The following is a 20940-nucleotide window of genomic DNA, read 5'->3' on the forward strand; positions in this document are numbered from 1 at the left end:
TGCCTGCCAACTCAGCCCAGCAGCTTGACGACCGCGTCCGTCGTGTCGGTCTCGCCCAGCCGGGGGAAGATCTTCTCCACGCTGTTGCGGTGCGCCGCCTCGTCCAGGTCGGTGACCGCGTCGGTGGCGATGGTGACGTGGTAGCCGTGCTCGTGGGCGGCGCGGGCGCTGGATTCGACGCCGATGCTGGTGGCGATGCCGGCGAGGACGACCTGGGTGACGCCGCGACGGCGTAGTTCGAGGTCCAGGGCGGTGCCGTGGAAGGCGCCCCACTGCTGCTTGGTGATGGTGATGTCGGTGGGCTGCCGGTCGAGTTCGGGCACCAGCTCGGCCCAGTCGGCCGGCGGGGTGGCGGTGTGGCGCGGGGCGTCCGTCCGGCCCGGGGCGCCGCCGGTGACGTTCACCAGGACGACGGGCAGCTCGCGGGCGCGGAAGGCGGCGGCCAGGCGGGCACCGTGCGCGATGACGTCGGCGGCGGGGTGCGGTGCCGTGGGCAGGCCGGCGATTCCCTTCTGCAGGTCGATCAATACCAGGGCGGTGCGGGGGTCGAGCGCGGTGGCGGGCATCAGGCAGGTGCTCCTTGGGGGTCGGTGGTGCGGTGCCGGGCGGGGCCGCCGTAGGGCCCGCCGTAGGGGAGGCCGACGAGGCCGGAGGCGGTGATCGCCTCGATCTCGCGGGAACGGATCGGTGCGCTCATTCCTCGGTCAGCCGTCGTATCAGCGCCGTCGCCGTCGCGAGGGTGCGCTGCTCCTCCGGGGTCAGGCGCTCCCCGATGGCCACGGCGAGCCAGTTCCGCTTGGCCTGCCGTACGACCTTGAGCACCCGGTGCCCCTCTTCGGTGAGGGAGAAGACGACCTGTCGTCCGTCGGTCGGGTGCGGGCTGCGGGCGAGGACGCCGCGCTCCTCCAGCGCGCTCAGCGTCATCCGCATGGACTGCGGGCGGACCAGCTCGGCGCGGGCCAGCGCGGCGGTGGTGGCCGGTCCGTCGGCGTCGATCCGGGCGATGACCGCGCGCTGGGTGGGGCTGAGCTCGCCCTGCGGGGAAGCGGCGCGCAGGTGGCGCAGCAGCAGTCCCACGGCCGCGCCGAGGTCCGTGGCGAGGCGTTCCTGGCTCTGGTCGGTCATACCGTCGAGCGTATGCAGTCGACAGGCAAACTTGCAAGTTTCCCTGTTGTGTGCGCGTTCCGTAAAACGCCCGTAGCGTGCCGTCGCCGTCGCCGAAACATCGGTGGAGTCGACTGCGCACGAGGGGAGAAGTCGGGCTGAGAGGGCGGGGCGAAGAGCGTGTCCGGTACTCAACTCCAGGACTCCGTCGTGGAGTTCGCGGAATTCCTGAACGGCCTCGTGCGGCGGATCGACCCGTCGACCGGGTGGTACGCGGTCTTCGCCGGACGTGACCCGGAAGGGCTGCGGGCCTGCCTGGAGGGGCGGGACGTGCCGCCCTGGGACGTCGTGGAGTCGCTGCTCCACGACCTGGCGGGGCTACCGGGTGAACACGCCGGGAGCGCCGCGAGGCCGCGCGCCCAGCGGCTGCACGCCCGGGCGGTGGCCGGCCACGACGCCCGGCCCGGCGCCCGCTCCGACCTCCACGGGCGCCTGGCCGCCATGCTGTACGAGCAGCGGCGGGCGGCGCGGCGCACGGACGAGCTCCGGGCCACCGCGCAGGCGGCGGCCGGCTTCCCGGAGGCGCTCCGGCTGGGCGACGAGCTGGCCTGGGCGCAGGACGACCACGCCCGGGCGGGCGCCCGCGTCGGCGAACTCCGCTCCCGGCTGGAGGCGCTGGACGAGGCGGCGGAGCGGCGGCGGCCCCGGCGCGAGAGCCCGCGGGGTGCCGCCGCCCGGCGGCCGGCCCGTCCACGGGGTGCCCGGTTCGCCGGGCTGGAGGCGCCCGAGGGGGTCGGGGAGGCCAAGGAGGTCGAGGGGGCCGAGGAGGTCGAGGGGGCAGGGGAGGGCGGCATCCCCGCCGCGGGGCCCGCTCCGCGCGGTGCCCGCTTCGCCGGGGCGTACGGCGAGGAGTCGGCGGGTGACGGCGCGGCGGCGGGCGGGACCCGCCCCGAGGCGGCCCCCGTCACCCCCGAGGCCCGCCTCGCGGCAGCCACCGCCGCGGCCCGCCTGGTCCGCCTGCGGGCAACCGGCGACGGCGGCCTCGCGTACGCCGAACTCTGCGCCGCCGCCCACCGCGCCCCCGAAGAAATCCCTCTGCTGATAGCGGAGTTGGAGCACGCCGGCCTCGCCTCCGAAGTGCCGACCCTGCTCTGGGAGGCGGCCTGCCTGCCGCCCGCCGGGCTGGCCGCGGCCGCCGACGCACTGGTCGCCGCCGGGCGCACGGAGGACGGCGCCCGGATGCTGCGGCAGGCCGTGACGCGTCCGGCCGCGGAGGTGGCGCGGGCCACGCTGGCGCTGCTCGACCGGGACCGGGCCGCACCGGCCCTGGAACTGCTGGCCGCATTCGTCGGGGCCCGGACGCCGCAGGAGGCGGCCCAGGCGGCCGAGGCGGCGCCGGGCGTGCTCGGCCCGCTGCTGCTGACCGCGGCCGAGCGGGTCTCGCCGCACCGGCGCGGCGACGTCGCCCACGCCCTGCGCGCCGCCCGGCTGTGACCTCCGCCCCGGACGCGCCGCGCTGAGAGATGGTCTTGCCACCGTGCGTGACGGGGCCTACGGTCACCTCCACACGCGTAGACCCGCGTGGGCTGCAGGCTGACGCATCGACAAAGGAGCAGCTCATGGCCGATGTTGTGCGTGCCGCACTGGTTCAGGCGACCTGGACCGGCGACACCGAATCGATGATCGCGAAGCACGAGGAGCACGCCCGCGCGGCGGCCGCGCAGGGCGCGAAGGTCATCGGCTTCCAAGAGGTCTTCAACGCCCCGTACTTCTGCCAGGTCCAGGAGCCGGAGCACTACCGCTGGGCCGAGCCCGTGCCCGACGGCCCGACCGTGCGCCGCATGCAGGACCTCGCCCGCGAGACCGGCATGGTGATCGTCGTGCCGGTGTTCGAGGTCGAGCAGTCCGGTTTCTACTACAACACCGCGGCCGTCATCGACGCCGACGGCACGGTGCTGGGCACCTATCGCAAGCACCACATCCCGCAGGTCAAGGGCTTCTGGGAGAAGTACTACTTCAAGCCCGGCAACGCCGGGTGGCCGGTCTTCGACACGGCCGTGGGGAAGGTCGGCGTCTACATCTGCTACGACCGTCACTTCCCCGAAGGATGGCGGCAGTTGGGACTCAACGGCGCGCAGCTCGTCTACAACCCCTCCGCCACCTCCCGCGGACTGTCCGCCTACCTGTGGCAGCTGGAGCAGCCCGCGGCCGCGGTGGCCAACGAGTACTTCATCGCGGCGATCAACCGGGTCGGTGTGGAGGAGTACGGCGACAACGACTTCTACGGCACCAGCTACTTCGTCGACCCGCGCGGCCGGTTCGTCGGCGAGGTGGCCAGCGACTCCAAGGAGGAACTGGTCATCCGGGACCTCGATTTCGAGGTGATCGACGAGGTCCGCCAGCAGTGGGCGTTCTACCGCGACCGCCGCCCCGACGCCTACGGCGGGCTGGTGCAGCCATGACCCACGACCCCGCGGAACTGCACGCCCGCCATCAGGCCGTCATGCCGTCCTGGCTCAGCCTCTACTACCGGCAGCCGATCGAGATCACCCACGGCGAGGGCCGCTACGTCTGGGATGCCGAGGGCAACCGCTACCTCGACTTCTTCGGCGGCATCCTCACCACCATGACCGCGCACGCCCTGCCGGAGGTCACCAAGGCGGTCGGCGAACAGGCCGGCCGCATCCTGCACACCTCGACGCTCTATCTCTCCCGCCCGATGGTCGAGCTGGCGGAGCGGATCGTGGCGCTCTCCGGCATCCCCGACGCCCGGGTCTTCTTCACCACCTCCGGCACCGAGGCCAACGACACGGCCCTGCTGCTGGCCACCGCGCACCGCCGCTCCAACCAGATCCTGGCGATGCGCAACGGCTACCACGGCCGGTCCTTCTCCACCGTCGCCATCACCGGGAACCAGAGCTGGTCGCCGACCAGTCTCTCCCCGCTCCAGACCCTGTATGTGCAGGGCGGGGTGCGCAGCCGTGGCCCGTACGCCGAGCTGAGCGACGCCGACTTCATCCGGGCCTGTGTCGCCGACCTGGAGGACATGCTCCAGCAGACCGCGGGCGGCGTCGCCGCGCTGATCGCCGAACCGGTGCAGGGGGTCGGCGGCTTCACCGCACCGCCGGACGGACTGTACGCCGCGTTCCGTGAGGTGCTCGTCCGGCACGGCATCCTGTGGATCAGCGACGAGGTGCAGACCGGCTGGGGCCGCACCGGCGACCACTTCTGGGGCTGGCAGGCGCATGCCGGCAACGGCCCGCCGGACATGCTCACCTTCGCCAAGGGCATCGGCAACGGCATGTCCATCGGCGGCGTGGTCGCCCGCGCGGAGGTGATGAACTCCCTCTCCGCACACTCCATTTCCACCTTCGGCGGCACCCCCGTCACCATGGCCGCCGGCCTCGCCAACCTCACCTACCTCCTCGAACACGACCTCCAGGGCAACGCCCGGCGCGTCGGCGGCCTGCTCATCGAGCGGCTGCGGGCGGTCGCGGCCGCCCTCGACGTCGTACGGGAGGTGCGCGGCCGTGGCCTGATGATCGGCGTCGAGCTCGTCCGCCCCGGCACCGACGACCCCTCACCGGACGCCGCCTCCCTGGTCGTCGAGGCGGCCCGGGAACGCGGCCTGCTGATCGGCCGGGGCGGCCAGGGCGGTGCCTCGCTGCGTATCGCGCCCCCGATGACGCTCACCGTCGCCGAGGCGGAGGAGGGCGCGGAGCTGCTCGCGGCGGCGTTGGCGGCGGCGCAGGGCATGCTCGCGGGTGGTTAGCGGCAGCACCCGGCGGGCGGGACGACTCCGGTCGTCCCGCCCGCCCGCCCGCCGTCGCCGCGCACGGCGCCGTGCCCGCGTGCGAGCGCGCCGGTCCCTCCCGCGTCCATGCCGCAGGTGTGTCTTCCGTTCCCGTCAAGGGTTCCGGTTCCCGCCCGTCGCCCCAGGGCCCGTTCGGCCGGGTGCGCTACCTTCCGGCCGCCACCTCCCGTAGCGTCTCGGCCACCAGGGTGAAAAAGCGGGTGTGCGCGCGGCGGCTGCACGGGGGCTCCGGGTTCCACGGCAGGAAGCGGGCGGTGGCCTCCAGGGCGCGCCAGTGTTCGTCGCCGCGCAGCTGCCCGGGCCGGGCCGCGTTGACCCGTTCGTCCGACAGCACGATGTCCGGGCGCATGCCCGCCGCCTCCGCCCAGCCGACCGTCGACCAGTTCGCACCGGAACCGGCGGCCGGCTCGAGCAGCTCGACGCCGTGCTCGGCCAGCGCCCGCAGATCCGGCCAGGCGCCGGGCCGGGCCAGATGGACCCGCTCGCGGTCGCCGGGTGACAGCGCGAGCACCCGGGGCCGCGCCGGACCACCGGTCACCTGCCGCAGCAGGTCCTCCGCCGCATCCAACTCCCTTGCCGTGCCCAGCGGTTCGCCCTTGCCCAGCGATCCGGCGAGGGCCGCGAAGCGCTCCCGCACCTCGGCGAGCCCCCGCCCCGGCCCCACTGCGACGGCGGCCACCGGGACGTGCGCCTCCAGTTCCAGCGCGGTCTTCGGCGCCAGCCCGTAGACCTGTTCGCCGTCATAGGTGACCGCCACCACCAGATCCGGTGCGGCCTCCAACAGGGTGTCCGGATCCAGTGCGCCGCCCGGCCCGAGGTACCGGATCTCCCCGAGCGGCAGCTCGCCGGTCTTGGCCGGGTCGGGGGCGTCGCCGTCGTGCTGGGACCCGAAGACGGCCACCGGGCGGATGCCGTGGTCCCAGAGCGTCGCCCCCGCCTGTACATAGGTGACGATCCTCAACGGTCGGGCCCCGGCCACCGCCAGGCGCCCGCGGTCGTCGGAGAACTCCCACGGCGTGCTCTGCTCCATGACGTGTCGCCTTTCTGACGTCTCCGATGTCCTGTGATCCGCGCTGTGCCGCGTCGTCCGCGCCCTGAGGCCCCTCCTGCCCTTCCGCCGTCCCGGCCGCCCTACGGGCCGGTCGGGCGCCCTCCCACCGCCCGCTCCGGCGTCCTCGTTCTGCCCGCCGCGGCGCCCCCGCACCCCTCCCGGACCGGCCCGGAGCAAGCGGTGGCCGGGCTCCGAACCGCACCGGCGTTCCACCGTCCAGCCGATCGTCGGCGCAACACGAACGCCCCCGCTGATTAACGGTCACGGTATTGCCACCGTGGGTGACATGCTTCTACCGTCTCCTTCTCGGCCGGGATCTACGGGTGTAGACCGGTTGTGGCATGGCGTCAGCGGAGCAGGTGTGCCGAGGGGACGGTGGACGTCGCGCTCCGCCTTCCGGTGCCGCCGAGGTTGCTGGGGTGGAAGGAGCAGGATTGTGAGCCGTACGGTCATCCGGGGCGGACTGGTCATCACCGCCGCCGACGAGATGCATACCGATGTCCTGGTGGAGGAAGGCCGGATCGCGGCCCTCGCCACGCACGACAGCCCGTCCGCAGAGAGCTGGAGTCGGTCGGCGGACCGCACCATCGACGCCACCGGCAAGTACGTCATCCCGGGCGGCGTCGACGCGCACACCCATATGGACTTCCCCTTCGGCGGGACGGCCTCCTCCGACACCTTCGAGACCGGCACCCGCGCCGCCGCCTGGGGCGGCACCACCACCATCGTCGACTTCGCCGTCCAGGGCCGCGGCCAGGCGCTGCGCCAGGGCCTGGACACCTGGTACGCCAAGTCCGACGCCCAGTGCGCCATCGACTACGCGTTCCACATGATCCTCTCGGACGTGAACGACGGCACGCTCAAGGAGATGGACCTCCTCGTGGCGGAGGGCGTCACCTCGTTCAAGCTGTTCACCGCCTACCCGGGCGTGTTCTACAGCGACGACGGCCAGATCCTGCGGGCGATGCAACGCGCCGCGGGCAACGGCGGGTTGATCATGATGCACGCCGAGAACGGCATCGCCATCGACGTCCTCGTCGAGCAGGCGCTGGCCGAGGGCCGGACCGACCCGCGCTACCACGGCGAGGTTCGGCGCGTCCTCCTGGAGGCCGAGGCCACCCACCGCACCATCCAGCTGGCGCGGGTGGCCGGCGCACCGCTCTACGTCGTCCACGTCTCCGCAGAGGAAGCCCTGGCCGAGATCAGCCAGGCCCGCGACAAGGGGCTGAACGTCTTCGGCGAGACCTGCCCGCAGTATCTGTTCCTGTCCACCGACAACCTCGCCGAGCCGGACTTCGAGGGCGCCAAGTACGTCTGCTCCACGCCGCTGCGGCCGCGCGAGCACCAGGCGGCGCTGTGGCGCGGGCTGCGCACCAACGACCTCCAGGTGGTCTCCACCGACCACTGCCCCTTCTGCTTCCAGGGCCAGAAGGAACTCGGCCGCGGTGACTTCTCCAAGATTCCCAACGGGATGCCCGGCGTGGAGAACCGCATGGACCTGCTCCACCAGGGCGTCGTGGAAGGGCGGATCAGCCGCCGGCGCTGGATCGAGATCGCCTGCGCCACCCCGGCCCGGATGTTCGGCCTCTACCCGAAGAAGGGCACCATCGCCCCGGGCGCCGACGCCGACCTCGTCATCTACGACCCCACCGCCGAGCAGACCGTCTCCGCCGAGACCCACCACATGAACGTCGACTACTCCGCCTACGAGGGCAAGCGGCTCACCGGGCAGGTCGAGACGGTCCTCTCGCGAGGCGAACTCGTCATCGACCGGCGGGAGTTCACCGGCCACGCGGGGCACGGGCAGTACATCCCACGTGGCACCTGCCAGTACCTCATCTAAGGAGCGCCGCCGTGGACTTTGGAGTTGTCCTGCAGACCGACCCGCCCGGGTCCGCCGTCGTGTCCCTGATGCGCCGCGCCGAGCGCAACGGCTTCCGCTACGGCTGGACCTTCGACTCGGCCGTCCTGTGGCAGGAACCGTTCGTCCTCTACAGCCGCATCCTCGACCACACCGAGCGGCTGATCGTCGGCCCGATGGTCACCAACCCCTCCACCCGCACCCCGGAGGTCACCGCCTCCACCTTCGCCACCCTCAACGAGATGTACGGCAACCGCACCGTGTGCGGCATCGGGCGCGGCGACTCCGCGATGCGGGTGGCCGGCCGGTCACCCAACACCCTGGCCCGACTCGGCGAGGCCATCGGCGTCATCCGCGATCTGGCCGAGGGGCGCGAGGCGGACATCGGGGACCGGCGCGTCCGGATCCCCTGGATCAAGGACGGCAAACTGCCGGTGTGGATGGGGGCCTACGGGCCCAAGGCGCTCGCCATGGCGGGGCGGTTGGCGGACGGCTTCATCCTCCAGCTCGCCGACCCCTTCCTGACCGAGTGGATGATCAAGGCCGTACGGGACGCCGCGGTGGCGGCCGGCCGCGACCCGTCCGACGTCACCATCTGCGTCGCCGCGCCCGCGTACGTGGGCGACGACCTCGACCACGCCCGTGAGCAGTGCCGCTGGTTCGGCGGCATGGTCGGCAATCACGTCGCCGACCTCGTGGCCCGCTACGGCGAACACTCCGGCCTGGTGCCCGGTGAGCTCACCGACTACATCAAGGCCCGCGAGGGCTACGACTACTCCCACCACGGCCGCGCCGACAACCCGGACACCGCCTTCGTGCCGGACGCCGTCGTCGACCGCTTCTGCCTCCTCGGCCCCGCCGAGGCACACATCGACAAGCTGCGCCGGCTCGAGGAACTGGGCGTGGACCAGTTCGCGGTGTACGCCATGCACGACGCCAGGGAAGCCACCATCGACGCCTACGGCGCACGGATCATCCCCGCGTTCGCCGACTGAACGGGCACCGGGCCCGGGCACAGCCCGGGCCCGCCCCAGCGGCCGGTCCGGGCCCGGGTGCGCGCGGCGGGGCGGCATCGCTCCGGATTCCGCTCGCCCGACAGCACAGGGAGGACCGCGGTGCACGGTGAATACAAGGTGCCCGGCGGCAAGCTCGTGGTCGTCGACCTCGACGTCGTGGACGGCGCGCTGCGCGCCGTGCGCGTCGCCGGGGACTTCTTCCTGGAGCCCGACGAGGCGCTCCTCGACATCGACCGGGCCCTGGAGGGCGCCGCCGCCGACAGCGATGCCCGGGCGCTGGCGGCCCGGATCGACGCGGCGCTGCCCGCCGGTGCGGTGCTGTTCGGCTTCACCAGCGAGGCCGTCGGGATCGCCGTGCGCCGCGCGGTGGTCCGCGCCACGGACTGGACGGACTACGACTGGCAGATCCTGCACGAGGGCCCCCGGCCCCCGGAGCTGCACATGGCGCTGGACGAGGTGCTGACCGCCGAGGTGGCGGCCGGGCGGCGGGCGCCGACGCTGCGGGTGTGGGAGTGGGACCGCCCCGCGGTGATCATCGGCAGCTTCCAGTCGCTGCGCAACGAGGTCGACCTCCGTGGCGCCGCACGGCACGGCGTGACCGTCGTGCGCAGGGTCTCCGGCGGGGGCGCGATGTTCGTGGAGCCGGGCAACACCATCACGTACTCGCTGTGCGTGCCGGCGGCGCTGGTCCAGGGGCTGTCCTTCGCGGAGAGCTACGCCTATCTGGACGACTGGGTGCTGGGGGCGCTCGGCGATATGGGCGTCACGGCCTGGTACAAGCCGCTCAACGACATCGCGACGGACGCCGGGAAGGTCGCCGGGGCGGCTCAGAAGCGCGTCGTGACGGATGCCGGGGCGGTGCTGCACCACGTCACGATGGCGTACGACATCGACGCCGAGAAGATGGTCGAGGTGCTGCGCATCGGCCGGGAGAAGCTGTCGGACAAGGGGGTCGCCAGCGCGAAGAAGCGCGTCGATCCGCTGCGGCGGCAGACCGGACTGCCCCGCGCCGAGGTCATCGAGCGGATGATCGGGTCGTTCCGGTCCCGTTACGGCGGCGCGGACGGGACGGTCTCGGAGGCGGAACTGGCGCGGGCGCGGGCCCTGGCGGCGGGGAAGTTCAGCTCCCGGGAGTGGACCGCCCGCGTCCCCTGACGGAACCGCGTCCCGCCGCACGGAGCGCCGCGGTGGACGCCGGCTCCGGACGGGGCACGGGCCGTCAGTCCGGATCCGTCAGTCCGGATCCGTCAGCCCAGATCCGTCAGCAGGCGCGGCAGTGCGCTGCCGATCGGCTCCCGGACCACCTCGTCGGCGATCTCGTCGTACGGCGTCGGATCGGCGTTGACGATGACCAGGCGGGCACCGTGCTCGGCGGCGATCCCCGCGAGGGAGGCGGCGGGGTGGACCTGCAGCGTCGTGCCCACGGCGAGGAAGACCTCGGCGGCCTTCGCCAGGCCCAGCGCCGTCCCGAGCACCTGCGGGTCCAGCCGCTGCCCGAACATCACCGTCGCCGACTTTAGGATGCCGCCGCACACCAGACACGGCGGGTCCGCCTCGCCGGCGGCCACCCGCTCCAGCGCCCGCGCCATCGAGGACCGCGCACGGCAGCGGGTGCAGGTGACCGCGCGGGCGGTGCCGTGCAGCTCCAGGACCTTGCGCTCGGGCATCCCGGCGAGCTGGTGCAGCCCGTCGACGTTCTGGGTGATCACCCGCACCGGGGCGCCGGACCGCTCCAGCCGCGCCACCGCCTCGTGCGCGGCGTTCGGCCGGGCCCGGAACGCCGGGCTGTCCAACCGCATCCGCCACGACCGCCGCCGGATCTCCGGATCGGCCATGTACGCGTCGTAGGTGACCAGCTTCTCGGCCTCCGGATCGCGCCGCCACAGCCCGTTCGGGCCGCGATAGTCGGGGATTCCGGAGTCGGTGGAGATCCCGGCGCCGCTCAGGATCGCGACGAGGGGACGGCGCGGCGGGCCGGCCGCCGGATCGTGGTCGGTGCCGGTCATGGAGCGAGCGTACGCACGGGAGTGGGGGAGGGCGACTCGATTTGTGCGCACGCCGCTTCCGGCGGCAGCGGGTGCGATGCGCGGCCAGGGGAAGGGGGTACGTAAGCCGTGATCGCCGACGTCCGGACGAGGAGCCCCGTGTTCACCACCCGCCCCACCCTCCAAGGCACCTTCGGTATGGCCTCCACCACCCACTGGCTGGCGTCGCAGTCGGCGATGGCCGTCCTGGAGGACGGCGGCAACGCCTATGACGCCGCCGTCGCCGCCGGGTTCGTGCTGCACGTGGTGGAGCCGCACCTGAACGGGCCGGCGGGCGAGGTCCCGATCCTGCTGGCTCCGGCCGACGGCCCGGTGCGGGTGCTGTGCGGCCAGGGACCGGCACCGGCCGGTGCGAGCGTGGCGCACTACACCGCACTCGGCCTCGACCTGGTGCCCGGCACCGGGCCGCTCGCCGCCGCCGTACCGGGGGCCTTCGACGCCTGGATGCTGCTCCTGCGGGACCACGGGACCAAGTCCCTCGCCGACGTGCTGCGTTACGCCATCGGGTACGCCGAGCACGGCCACCCGGCGGTGGGCCGGATCGGCGAGGCGGTGGAGACGGTCCGCGACCTCTTCGAGACGGAGTGGACCTCCTCCGCCGAGATCTACCTGCCGCACGGCAGGTCCGTCGCCCCGGGAGGGCTCCTCAAGAACCGTCCGCTGGCGGCCACTTGGCGTCGGCTGATCGCCGAGGCGGAGGCCGCGGCGGCCGGTCGTGAGGCGCGGATCGAGGCCGCCCGCCGGGTGTGGCGCGAGGGCTTCATCGCCGAGGCGCTCGCCGGCTTCGCGGCCCGCCCGGCCATGGACACCACCGGCGAACGCCATGCGGGCACCCTCACCGGCGACGACCTGGCCGCCTTCGCCGCCACGTACGAGGAGCCCGCAACCCACGACTGGCACGGATGGACCGTCGCCAAGGCGGGCGGCTGGTCCCAGGGGCCGGCCTTCCTCCAGCAACTCGCCCTGCTGCCCGAAGAGTTGCCGGAGTACGGCAGCCCGGAGTACGTCCATCTCCTCATCGAGGGCTGCAAGCTCGCGATGGCCGACCGGGAGGCCTGGTACGGCGACGCCGACGACGTGCCGCTGGACACCCTCCTGGGTGCGGACTACAACGCCGCCCGCCGGACGCTGATCGGCGAGCGCGCCGCGTACGCGCTGCGGCCCGGCAGTCCGGACGGCCGGGCCCCGCGGCTGAGCCGGCACGCGGTGGCGGTGGCCGACGGAGACGGCGGTCGCCTCGTGACGGGCGTCCACGGGGGCGGGGCCGGCGAGCCCACGGTCGGCGGCGACGTCCCGGCGGACGTCGCGCCCGAGATCGACCGCACCGGCGCCACCAGAGGAGACACCTGTCACCTCGACATCGTCGACCGCTGGGGCAACATGGTCTCGGCCACACCCTCGGGCGGCTGGCTCCAGTCCAACCCGGTCGTCCCGGCCCTCGGCTTCCCGCTCGGCACCCGGCTGCAGATGGCCTGGCTGGAGGAGGGGCTGCCCAACACCCTCACGCCCGGACGCCGCCCCCGCACCACCCTCACCCCGTCCCTCGCACTGCGGGACGGTGTGCCGGTGATGGCCTTCGGGACGCCCGGCGGTGATCAGCAGGACCAGTGGCAGCTGCACTTCTTCCTCGCCGTGGCGCTCCGCCCGACCGTCCGCGGCGGCCTCGATCTCCAGGGCGCCATCGACGCCCCGAACTGGCACAACGACTCCTTCCCCGGCTCCTTCTTCCCCCGCGGGATGCGGCCGGGGAGCGTCACGGTCGAGTCCCGGATCGGCGCGCCGGTCATCGACGGCCTCCGGCGCCGCGGCCACCTGGTCACGGTGGGCGGTGCCTGGTCGGAGGGGCGGCTGTGCGCCGTGGCGCGGGACCCGGAGACCGGAGTGCTGTCGGCGGCGGCGAACCCCCGGGGGATGCAGGGATACGCGGTCGGACGCTGAGGCGGCCCCGCGCGGGCGGGCATCGCGTGGTGGTCTCCAGGGCACCGGGAGTTCACCTGGAGTCCGGTCGCCGTGTCAGTGGCTCGTGGTTCGATGGACACATGATCGAAGCACTTCGTACCCAGAACCCGGGAGACACCACGACCAGCACCGCCGCCGGCACCACGACCGCCGCCCCCGCCCCGGCCTTCTCCCTGCCGGACCCGGCAGCCGTCGAGGCCGCCGTCCGGCAGGCCGCGGCAGACGAGATCATGCCGCGTTTCCGGCAGCTCGCCGCCGAGGACATCGTCGAGAAGAACGGCCCGCACGACCTCGTCACGGTCGCCGACCGGCGCGCCGAGGAGCACCTCACCGCCGCCCTGACCGCCCTGCTGCCCGGCTCCCGGGTGGTCGGCGAGGAGGCGGTGCACGCCGATCCCGGCGTGCTGGAAGCGCTGCACGGCGACGCCCCCGTCTGGATCGTCGATCCGGTCGACGGCACCCGCCAGTTCGTGCACGGCGACCCCGGCTTCGCCACCCTCGTCGCGCTCGCCCACCGCGGCGAGGTGCTCGCCTCGTGGACGTACGCCCCCGCGCTCGGCCTGATGGCCGTAGCCCGCCGCGGCGCCGGCGCCGAGCTCAACGGCGTACCGCTGCGGTCCGGATCCCCGGACCCCGGCGCCGTCCTCGACGTCGCCACCTCCCACTTCGACTTCACCAACGACGACCAGAAGCGGGTGCTCGCCGCCCTGGACACCGGCGGTATCGCCCCGCGCCCCTGCGGCTCGGCGGGCCTGGAGTATCTCCACATAGCCCGCGGCGACCTCGACGCCACCGCCTTCAGCTGGGAAAACGCCTGGGACCACGCCGCCGGACTGCTGCTGGTCCACGAAGCGGGCGGCGCCAGCGGTACGGTCGCCGGGCAGCCGTTCCGCATCGAGGGCGGCAACGCCCTGCCGTTCACCGCGGCCCGGGACGCCGAAACGGCCCGGCGTATCCTCGGACTGCTGGCAGCCGCCAACTGATCCTCACCGCCGAGGGTCGACTTGAGGGGAGTGGCGAAGGTGCCGAGGATGCTCGATGCGGTCGTGATCGGGGCAGGACCCAACGGCCTGACGGCGGCGGTCGAACTGGCCCGCCGCGGCATGTCCGTCGAGGTGTTCGAGGCCCGCGACACGATCGGGGGCGGAGCCCGCACCGAGGAGCTGACGCTCCCCGGCTTCCGCCACGACCCCTGCTCCGCGGTGCACCCGCTCGGCGTGGGTTCGCCCGCCTTCCGCGCCATGCCCCTGGAGCGGTACGGGCTGGAGTGGCTGCACCCCGATCTGCCGATGGCGCACCCCTTCCCGGACGGCACGGCCGCGGTGCTGGCCCACTCCGTGGGCGAGACGGCGATGTCCTTCGGGGCCCGCGACGCCGGCACGTACCGCCGCCTGGTCGCGCCGTTCGTCGGCAGGTGGGACAGCATGGCCCGCGACTTCCTGCGCACCCAGTGGCTGGGCCTGCCCGAGGACCCGGTGACGTACGCCCGCTTCGGTCTGGTCGCCATGCAGCCGGTCACCCTCCTCAACCGCCGCTTCCAGGACGAGAAGGCCCGCGCCCTGATGGCGGGGCTGGCGGCGCACTCCATGGCGCCGCTCGGCGGTCTCGGCACCAGCGGCCTGGCCCTGATGTTCGCGCTCGCCGCGCACGCGGGCGGCTGGCCGGTGCCGCGCGGCGGCTCCCAGGCCATCTCCGACGCCCTCGCCGGACTGCTGCGCGCCCACGGCGGCGCGGTGCACACCGACTACGAGGTCAAGCGGCTCGACGATCTCCCTCCGGCCCGCGCCTACGTCTTCGACACCTCACCGACCGCGCTCGCCCGGATCGCGGGCCTGGGCAACGCCTACCGCGACATGAAGTACGGCCCCGGCGTTTTCAAGATCGATTACGCCATGGCGGAGCCGGCGCCCTGGACGGCCAAGGAGGCCCGCCGAGCCGGCACCGTACACATCGGCCCCACCAGCGCCGAGATCGGTGCCGCCCTGGACGCCGCGGTGACCGGCCGGGACCCGTCCGTCCCCTTCCTGATCACCGCCCAGCCCAGCCTGATCGACGACAGCCGCGCCCCCGAGGGCAAGCACACCTTCTGGGCCTACGGCCATGTCCCCAACGGCTGGGAGGGCGATGCCACGGACGTCGTCGAGCGCCAGATCGAACGCTTCGCGCCCGGCTTCCGCGATCTCGTGCTGGCGCGCGCGATCGCCGGACCGCCCCAGATCGCCGCCCGCAACGCCAATTACGTCGGCGGCGACACCGCCAGCGGCTCCGCGGCCGGGCTGCGCCTGCTGATCCGGCCCAAGCTCGCCCGGATCCCGTACGAGACCGCGCACCCCGCGGTCTTCCTCTGCTCCCAGTCCACCCCGCCCGGCCCCGGCGTCCACGGCATGTCCGGCCACCATGCCGCCAAGGCCATCTGGCGTCGCCTGCGTCACCACCGCCGCTGATCAATCAACTGGCCGCGCCGCCGCACCCCTGCCTACCCTCGGACATCATGAGCGCCTCCCTCACCCTCGTCCAGGGCGACATCACCGATCAGTCCGTTGATGCCGTCGTCAACGCCGCCAACTCCTCCCTCCTGGGCGGCGGGGGAGTGGACGGCGCGATCCACCGCCGCGGCGGCCCCGAGATCCTCGACGAGTGCCGCGACCTGCGCGCCTCCCGTTACGGCCGCGGCCTGCCCACCGGCGAGGCGGTCGCCACCACCGCGGGCCGGCTGCCCGCGCACTGGGTGATCCATACGGTGGGCCCGGTGTTCTCGGCCTCCGAGGACCGCTCCCACCTGCTCGCCTCCTGCTATCGCCGCTCCCTGCGGGTCGCCGACGAACTGGGCGCGCGGACGGTCGCCTTCCCGGCCATTTCCACCGGCGTCTACCGCTGGCCCCTGGGCGACGCCGCCCGCCTCGCCGTCGAGACGGTGCGCGATACGGACACGGCCGTCGAGGAGGTGCGGTTCGTCCTCTTCGACGAGCGGGCGTATGCGGCGTTCGCCGCGCAGGTCCGCTGACCGCGGCCCCCCACGCCTGCCCAGGCGTGGCGACGCACCGCCGATTACCGCTGAGCCCTCGCATTCGACAGGATGGGCGCCATGACCGAGATCCACACCCCCCGCCTCATCCTCCGCCGCTGGACCGACGACGACCTCGCCCCCATGGCGGACATCAACGCGGACCCGGTCGTCATGCGGTGGATCGGCGACGGCTCCGTCCTCGGCCTGGAGCGGACGGCCGAGGACATCGAACGTTGGGAGGAGGAGTGGGACGACGAAGGCTTCGGCATCTTCGCCGTCGAGCTGCTCGCATCGGGCGAACTGGCCGGATGCGTCGGTCTGTCCGTACCCGAGTTCCTTCCCGAAGTACTGCCCGATGTGGCGATCAGTTGGCGCCTCGGCCGGCAGTACTGGGGTCAGGGTTACGCATCCGAAGCCGCCCAGGCCGTCTTGGAGTTCGCTCTCCAGGACCGCGGCCTCGACCGGGTCATCGCCATCAACCGGCTCGGTCACGAGGCCTCGGACAACGTCCTGCGCAAGCTCGGCATGGCCGTGGAGCGGGAGACGACGGACGCGGAGTACGGTCATGCGCTGACCGTGCACAGCATCGATCTCACGGAGTACCAGGGCTGATCGGAGATCGGACGCGTCGTCGCACGTCGCGGGAGGAGAGACGGTCCGGCCCGGGTCCGCGGCGGCCGGAACGCCCTTGCGCACACGGAATGCCAAGTCACCCGGCGACGACCCGGCCGCAGCGACCGGAGTGGCCGCAGCGACCGGAGCGGCATGAAAAGGAGAAGGACAATGCCGGATCGGTACCCGCCCATCGACCCGTACGACACAGGGCTGCTCGACGTCGGCGACGGCAACCTCGTGTACTGGGAGGTCTGCGGAAACCCGGCCGGCAAACCCGCTCTGGTCGTCCACGGCGGGCCGGGCTCGGGATGCACGCCCGCTGCGCGCCGGTACTTCGCCCCGGACCGCTATCGGGTGGTGCTCTTCGACCAGCGCGGCTGCGGCCGCAGCACTCCGCACGCGAGTGACGCCGCCACCGACATGCGGCACAACACCACGGGACACCTGCTCGCCGACATGGAGCGGCTGCGCGACCACCTGGGCATCGACCGCTGGCTGCTGTTCGGCGGGTCCTGGGGGTCGACCCTGCTCCTGGCGTACGCCGAGCATCACCCCGAGCGGGTGTCGGAGATCGTCATCCCGGGCGTCACCACGACCCGCCGCACGGAGACCGACTGGCTCTACCGGGGCGTCGGCCGGTTCTTCCCCGCAGAGTGGGACCGCTTCGCGGCCGGCGCGGCCGGCGCGGCCGGCGCGGGCCAGGACGGCGACCTCGTCGGAGCGTATGCCCGCCTGATGAACGACCCCGACCCGGCCGTACGGGAGCAGGCCACCGCAGACTGGTGCGCCTGGGAGGACGCGGTGCTCTCCCTGGAGCCGAACGGGACGGCCCACCCCTACGGGGACCGGCCGTCCGCGGCCCGGCAGGCGCTGGTCCGGATCTGCGCGCACTACTTCTCGCACGGCGCCTGGCTGGAGGAGGGCGCCCTGCTGCGCGACGCCGGACGGCTCGCCGGCATTCCGGGCGTCCTCCTGCACGGCCGGCACGACCTCGGCAGCCCACTGGACACCGCCGGGCGGCTGGCCGCGGCCTGGCCCGACGCGCGGCTGACCGTCATCGACGACGCGGGCCACAAGGGGAGCGCCTCGACGCGGGCGGCGGCGATCGGCGCGCTGGACCGGTTCGCAGGGAAGGACGGCGGCTGAGGTCTCCGCGGCCCCGCACCAGGAGAGGGGTACGGCTTTGGTGCCGGTCCTGGTAGCCCGACGCTGATGTCGGATTCTCGCCAGCCCCGCCCCCTCCGCTGAGCAATCCTTGAGGGCATGCACACCGACACCGAGCGCTGTCTGCGCGCCGTGCAGTCCAAGGACGCCCGCTTCGACGGCTGGTTCTACACCGCCGTGCTCACGACCGGAATCTACTGCCGGCCCAGCTGCCCCGTGGTGCCGCCCAAGCCCGAGAACATGGTTTTCCATCCCAGCGCGGCCTCCGCCCAGCAGGCCGGATTCCGAGCCTGCAAGCGCTGCCGCCCGGACGCCAGCCCGGGATCGCCGCAGTGGGACGAGCGGGCCGATCTCGTAGCCCGCGCCATGCGGCTGATCGCCGACGGCGTCGTCGACCGCGAGGGCGTCCCCGGGCTCGCCGCCCGGCTCGGCTACAGCACCCGCCAGATCGAACGCCAGCTGCTCGCCGAGCTGGGCGCGGGGCCGCTCGCGCTCGCCCGCGCCCAGCGCGCCCAGACCGCCCGGCTACTGGTCGAGACCACGGCGGTGCCGATGGCCGATGTCGCGTTCGCCGCCGGGTTCTCCAGCGTCCGCACCTTCAACGAGACGGTACGGGAGGTCTTCGCGCTCGCCCCGACCGAACTCCGCGCCCGCGCCCGGCCCGGTCACGCCGCCGCCGCGGTGCCCGGCAGCCTCTCCCTGCGGCTCCCCTTCCGCCGGCCGCTGAACCCCGACAACCTCTTCGGGCACCTCGCGGCCACCGCCGTGCCCGGCGTCGAGGAGTGGCTCCCCCACTGCCTGGACGACGTGGGCGGCACCCGCACCGGTGCCTACCGCCGCACGTTGAGCCTCCCCTACGGGCACGGCCTAGTCGCCCTCGCCCCGCGCCCCGAACACATCGAGTGCCGGCTCGCACTCACCGATCTGCGGGACCTGGCCGGCGCCATCGCCCGCTGCCGGCGACTGCTGGACCTCGACGCGGACCCGGAGGCCGTCGACGGGCTGCTCCGCGAGGACCCGCAGCTGGCCCCGCTGGTCGACAAGGCACCCGGCCGCCGGGTGCCGCGCACCGTCGACGCGGACGAGTTCGCGGTCCGTGCCGTCCTCGGCCAGCAGGTCTCCACCGCGGCGGCACGTACCCACGCCGGACGCCTCGTGGCGGCGCACGGCCGGCGGGTCGACGACCCGGGCGGCGGCCTCACCCACCTCTTCCCCTCCGCCGCCGCCCTCGCCGGACTCGATCCGGAGTCCCTGGCGATGCCCCGCAGCCGCCGCGCCACCCTCACCGGTGTGGTCGACGCCCTGGCCTCCGGCGCCCTGCATCTCGGCGTCGGCAGCGACCGGGAAGCCGCCCGGGCCGAGCTCGCGGCACTGCCCGGCATCGGCCCCTGGACCGTCGAGGTCGTCGCCATGCGGGCTCTCGGCGACCCGGACGCCTTCACCCCCACCGACCTCGGTCTGCGCCGCGCCGCCGCCGGACTCGGGCTGCCCGCGACCCCCGCGGCCCTCATCCGCCATGCGTCCGCCTGGCGCCCCTGGCGCGCCTACGCCGTCCAGTACCTCTGGGCGACCGACGACCACCCCGTCAACCACCTCCCGACGAACTGAGACGCCCGCCATGACCGTGCACGCTCCCGCACCCGACGCCCCGCTCACCCACACCGTCCTGGCCGACACCCCGGTGGGCCCGCTCACCCTCGTCGCACTCGGCGACGTCCTCGCCGGCCTCTACATGACCGACCAACGCCACCGGCCGCCCCTGGAGACGTTCGGCACCCGGGCGGATCCCGGCGATGAGCCCTTCGCGGCGGCCATCGCCCAGCTCCGGGACTACTTCCGGGGCGAACGGACCACCTTCGACCTCCCGCTCGCGCTGCGCGGCACGCCGTTCCAGCAGCGCGTATGGGCGGCGCTGCGCACCATCCCGTACGGCGAGACGGTCAGTTACGGCCGGCTCGCCGAACGGCTCGGCGCGCCGGCGGCGTCCCGGGCGGTCGGCCTGGCGAACGGCCGCAATCCGGTGGGCATCATCGTCCCGTGCCACCGCGTCGTGGGGGCCGACGGCAGCCTCACCGGCTACGGCGGCGGCCTGGACCGCAAGCGCCGACTGCTGGAGTTCGAACGCACGGACCACGGGCTGTTCCCGATGGAGGCGTGCGGCTGAACCAACACCCTGACGGCGCAGGGGAGTTGACCGGATCCCGGGTGATGCCGCCGAGAGGGTCCCGCACGGTCCGGGCGGTGAACTCCGCCGCACCCCGCGGTGGGTGGGCCGCGGCCGGGGCACCTCCGCGGGGCGCCCGGGCCACGGCCTACGGACGGGCGGCGAGGCTTTCGGACTCGTTCGTCTAATGGAAGAGTGCGGCCAGTCTCCGCAGGACCCTGGGCAGCGGGCGCTCAGGCGCGGCGGGCGGGTGCGAGGCGGCCGGCGAAGGCGCGTCCGGACGGTCGGCCGGCACGCTGCCGGAGTCCTCCGGTGCGGGCGGGCCGGTGCGCTCGTGTGCGGCCCTGGTCACGGGCCTGGGGACGGATTTCTTTCCGGCGCGTGCGGCCTCGGCGCGCACGAGCGCGCCGAGAGCGGCGAAGACGTCGAGGGGCATGCCGAATCTCCTGGGTGAGGAAGTCCTGTACCTGATGACGGCAGGCCGAGAGCGCCTCCTTCACCGCATACGGGGAACGGCGGGCGCAGCGTCGGCCGGGGCCGGATCAGCAGCGCAGGACGACCGTCAGTCCGGGAGGTGCACCGGCCGCGGCCGTGCGCACGGCCCCGGGGGAGGCATCCCCCGATGCCGCCACGGCGGCGCTCGCAGAGAGGGCGCCGAACGCCTTGCCGCAGGAGCCCGAGGGCGTCTGATGGCGCAGGTGGGAGCCCGACGCCTCGTTGACCCGCCGGGCGCCGCTGCCGGGGTGATGCTTTCCGCTGCCGCCGGTCGAGGTCAGCTCGGGTCCGTCGGTGACGCAGTGGCCCACGGACGGGCCGGACGCCGCGGCCGTGAACGTGCGGGCGAGGCAGTGGTCCGCCCCGGAGGACGGCGGGTGACAGAAGCCGGCGATGACCACGGCGTGCAGCAGCGCCAGCAATGCGACGAGCAGCAGACCGCGCACCCCGCCGGCATCGGCGGAACGGTCACCGCTGACGCTGTCGCGCATGCGTTTCTCCCCACGCTCTCCGCGAGGGATTCCCCAGGAACGCACCCGAACACTCCAGAGAGCGCAAAAGAGGCGATATTTCCACCTGATCCGGGCATTCGGTCGCACAAACGTCCCCATCGGGTGACGCCTCCATGGCGCCGGGTCGAGCACG

At 73.6% G+C, this 20940-nt stretch carries 21 protein-coding genes; 14 read left to right on the top strand and 7 right to left on the bottom strand.

The annotated features are described in order from the left end of the window. Positions 1–11: 11 nt before the first annotated feature. The 3 genes from ACGFML_RS36620 to ACGFML_RS36630 are packed head-to-tail and all read right to left on the bottom strand — an operon-like array spanning position 12 to position 1125. Positions 12–566, bottom strand: a complete 555-nt coding sequence (locus tag ACGFML_RS36620) for an isochorismatase family protein (RefSeq protein WP_393550037.1) — start codon at positions 564–566, stop codon at positions 12–14. Continuing rightward, on the bottom strand, positions 566–697 hold the full coding sequence (locus ACGFML_RS36625) for a hypothetical protein (protein WP_393550039.1): 132 nt from the start codon (positions 695–697) through the stop codon (positions 566–568). Before ACGFML_RS36625 ends, ACGFML_RS36620 begins: the two co-directional genes overlap by 1 nt. Then, a complete protein-coding gene (locus ACGFML_RS36630; RefSeq protein WP_393550041.1) occupies positions 694–1125 on the bottom strand; it encodes a MarR family winged helix-turn-helix transcriptional regulator in 432 nt (143 codons plus the stop codon). Before ACGFML_RS36630 ends, ACGFML_RS36625 begins: the two co-directional genes overlap by 4 nt. A gap of 159 nt (positions 1126–1284) precedes the next feature. Here ACGFML_RS36630 and ACGFML_RS36635 point away from each other — a divergent pair, with 159 nt between their 5' ends. The 3 genes from ACGFML_RS36635 (at position 1285) to ACGFML_RS36645 (ending at position 4876) form a co-directional block, all read left to right on the top strand. Further along, positions 1285–2598, top strand: a complete 1314-nt coding sequence (locus ACGFML_RS36635) for a hypothetical protein (RefSeq protein ID WP_393550043.1) — start codon at positions 1285–1287, stop codon at positions 2596–2598. 125 nt (positions 2599–2723) lie between these two features. Then, complete coding sequence (locus tag ACGFML_RS36640; protein ID WP_393550045.1) at positions 2724–3566, top strand: nitrilase-related carbon-nitrogen hydrolase; 843 nt, start codon at positions 2724–2726, stop codon at positions 3564–3566. Next, entirely contained in the window at positions 3563–4876 is a 1314-nt protein-coding gene (locus ACGFML_RS36645; RefSeq protein ID WP_393550047.1) for an aspartate aminotransferase family protein, read from the top strand. The genes ACGFML_RS36640 and ACGFML_RS36645 overlap by 4 nt, the downstream gene beginning before the upstream one ends. 187 nt (positions 4877–5063) lie before the next feature. Here ACGFML_RS36645 and ACGFML_RS36650 read toward each other — a convergent pair whose 3' ends face one another. Continuing rightward, positions 5064–5948: an ABC transporter substrate-binding protein gene (locus ACGFML_RS36650; protein ID WP_393550048.1), complete on the bottom strand. Its 885-nt coding sequence runs from the start codon at positions 5946–5948 to the stop codon at positions 5064–5066. 457 nt (positions 5949–6405) lie between these two features. On the opposite strand from ACGFML_RS36650, the gene hydA reads away from it, so the two are divergent. The 3 genes from hydA (at position 6406) to ACGFML_RS36665 (ending at position 10001) form a co-directional block, all read left to right on the top strand. Beyond that, a complete protein-coding gene (gene hydA, locus ACGFML_RS36655) occupies positions 6406–7812 on the top strand; it encodes a dihydropyrimidinase (protein WP_393550050.1) in 1407 nt (468 codons plus the stop codon). An 11-nt stretch (positions 7813–7823) separates the two neighbouring features. Next, positions 7824–8825 carry a TIGR03842 family LLM class F420-dependent oxidoreductase gene (locus ACGFML_RS36660; protein WP_393550052.1) on the top strand — a complete coding sequence of 334 codons (1002 nt, stop codon included), beginning with the start codon at positions 7824–7826 and terminating at the stop codon, positions 8823–8825. Positions 8826–8945: 120 nt separating this feature from the next. Continuing rightward, entirely contained in the window at positions 8946–10001 is a 1056-nt protein-coding gene (locus ACGFML_RS36665; protein WP_393550054.1) for a biotin/lipoate A/B protein ligase family protein, read from the top strand. Between the two features lie 92 nt (positions 10002–10093). Here the strand turns inward: ACGFML_RS36665 and ACGFML_RS36670 are convergent, their stop codons facing one another. After that, a complete protein-coding gene (locus ACGFML_RS36670) occupies positions 10094–10852 on the bottom strand; it encodes an NAD-dependent deacetylase (protein ID WP_393550055.1) in 759 nt (252 codons plus the stop codon). Between the two features lie 138 nt (positions 10853–10990). Between ACGFML_RS36670 and ACGFML_RS36675 the strand changes: the two genes are divergently transcribed. The 8 genes from ACGFML_RS36675 (at position 10991) to ACGFML_RS36710 (ending at position 19800) form a co-directional block, all read left to right on the top strand. Next, complete coding sequence (locus tag ACGFML_RS36675) at positions 10991–12829, top strand: gamma-glutamyltransferase family protein (RefSeq protein WP_393550057.1); 1839 nt, start codon at positions 10991–10993, stop codon at positions 12827–12829. Between the two features lie 101 nt (positions 12830–12930). Further along, complete coding sequence (locus ACGFML_RS36680) at positions 12931–13833, top strand: inositol monophosphatase family protein (protein WP_393550059.1); 903 nt, start codon at positions 12931–12933, stop codon at positions 13831–13833. Positions 13834–13872: 39 nt separating this feature from the next. Next, on the top strand, positions 13873–15294 hold the full coding sequence (locus tag ACGFML_RS36685) for a phytoene desaturase family protein (RefSeq protein ID WP_393550060.1): 1422 nt from the start codon (positions 13873–13875) through the stop codon (positions 15292–15294). Between the two features lie 47 nt (positions 15295–15341). Beyond that, complete coding sequence (locus tag ACGFML_RS36690) at positions 15342–15854, top strand: O-acetyl-ADP-ribose deacetylase (RefSeq protein WP_393550061.1); 513 nt, start codon at positions 15342–15344, stop codon at positions 15852–15854. An 81-nt stretch (positions 15855–15935) separates the two neighbouring features. Then, the gene (locus tag ACGFML_RS36695) at positions 15936–16469 is read left to right on the top strand and encodes a GNAT family N-acetyltransferase (protein ID WP_393550063.1); all 534 of its coding nucleotides are present in this window, start codon (positions 15936–15938) and stop codon (positions 16467–16469) included. Between the two features lie 171 nt (positions 16470–16640). Continuing rightward, a complete protein-coding gene (pip, locus tag ACGFML_RS36700) occupies positions 16641–17618 on the top strand; it encodes a prolyl aminopeptidase (protein WP_393550065.1) in 978 nt (325 codons plus the stop codon). Between the two features lie 117 nt (positions 17619–17735). After that, on the top strand, positions 17736–19244 hold the full coding sequence (locus ACGFML_RS36705; protein WP_393550067.1) for an AlkA N-terminal domain-containing protein: 1509 nt from the start codon (positions 17736–17738) through the stop codon (positions 19242–19244). 10 nt (positions 19245–19254) lie between these two features. Beyond that, positions 19255–19800, top strand: a complete 546-nt coding sequence (locus tag ACGFML_RS36710; protein WP_393550068.1) for a methylated-DNA--[protein]-cysteine S-methyltransferase — start codon at positions 19255–19257, stop codon at positions 19798–19800. Between the two features lie 184 nt (positions 19801–19984). Here ACGFML_RS36710 and ACGFML_RS36715 read toward each other — a convergent pair whose 3' ends face one another. Together ACGFML_RS36715 and ACGFML_RS36720 are read right to left on the bottom strand one after the other, a co-directional pair. Continuing rightward, a complete protein-coding gene (locus ACGFML_RS36715; protein ID WP_393550070.1) occupies positions 19985–20236 on the bottom strand; it encodes a hypothetical protein in 252 nt (83 codons plus the stop codon). A 106-nt stretch (positions 20237–20342) separates the two neighbouring features. After that, on the bottom strand, positions 20343–20786 hold the full coding sequence (locus ACGFML_RS36720; RefSeq protein WP_393550072.1) for a hypothetical protein: 444 nt from the start codon (positions 20784–20786) through the stop codon (positions 20343–20345). Positions 20787–20940 lie beyond the last annotated feature (154 nt).

Source organism: Streptomyces sp. NPDC048650 (assembly GCF_043199095.1).
Lineage (GTDB): Bacteria > Actinomycetota > Actinomycetes > Streptomycetales > Streptomycetaceae > Streptomyces.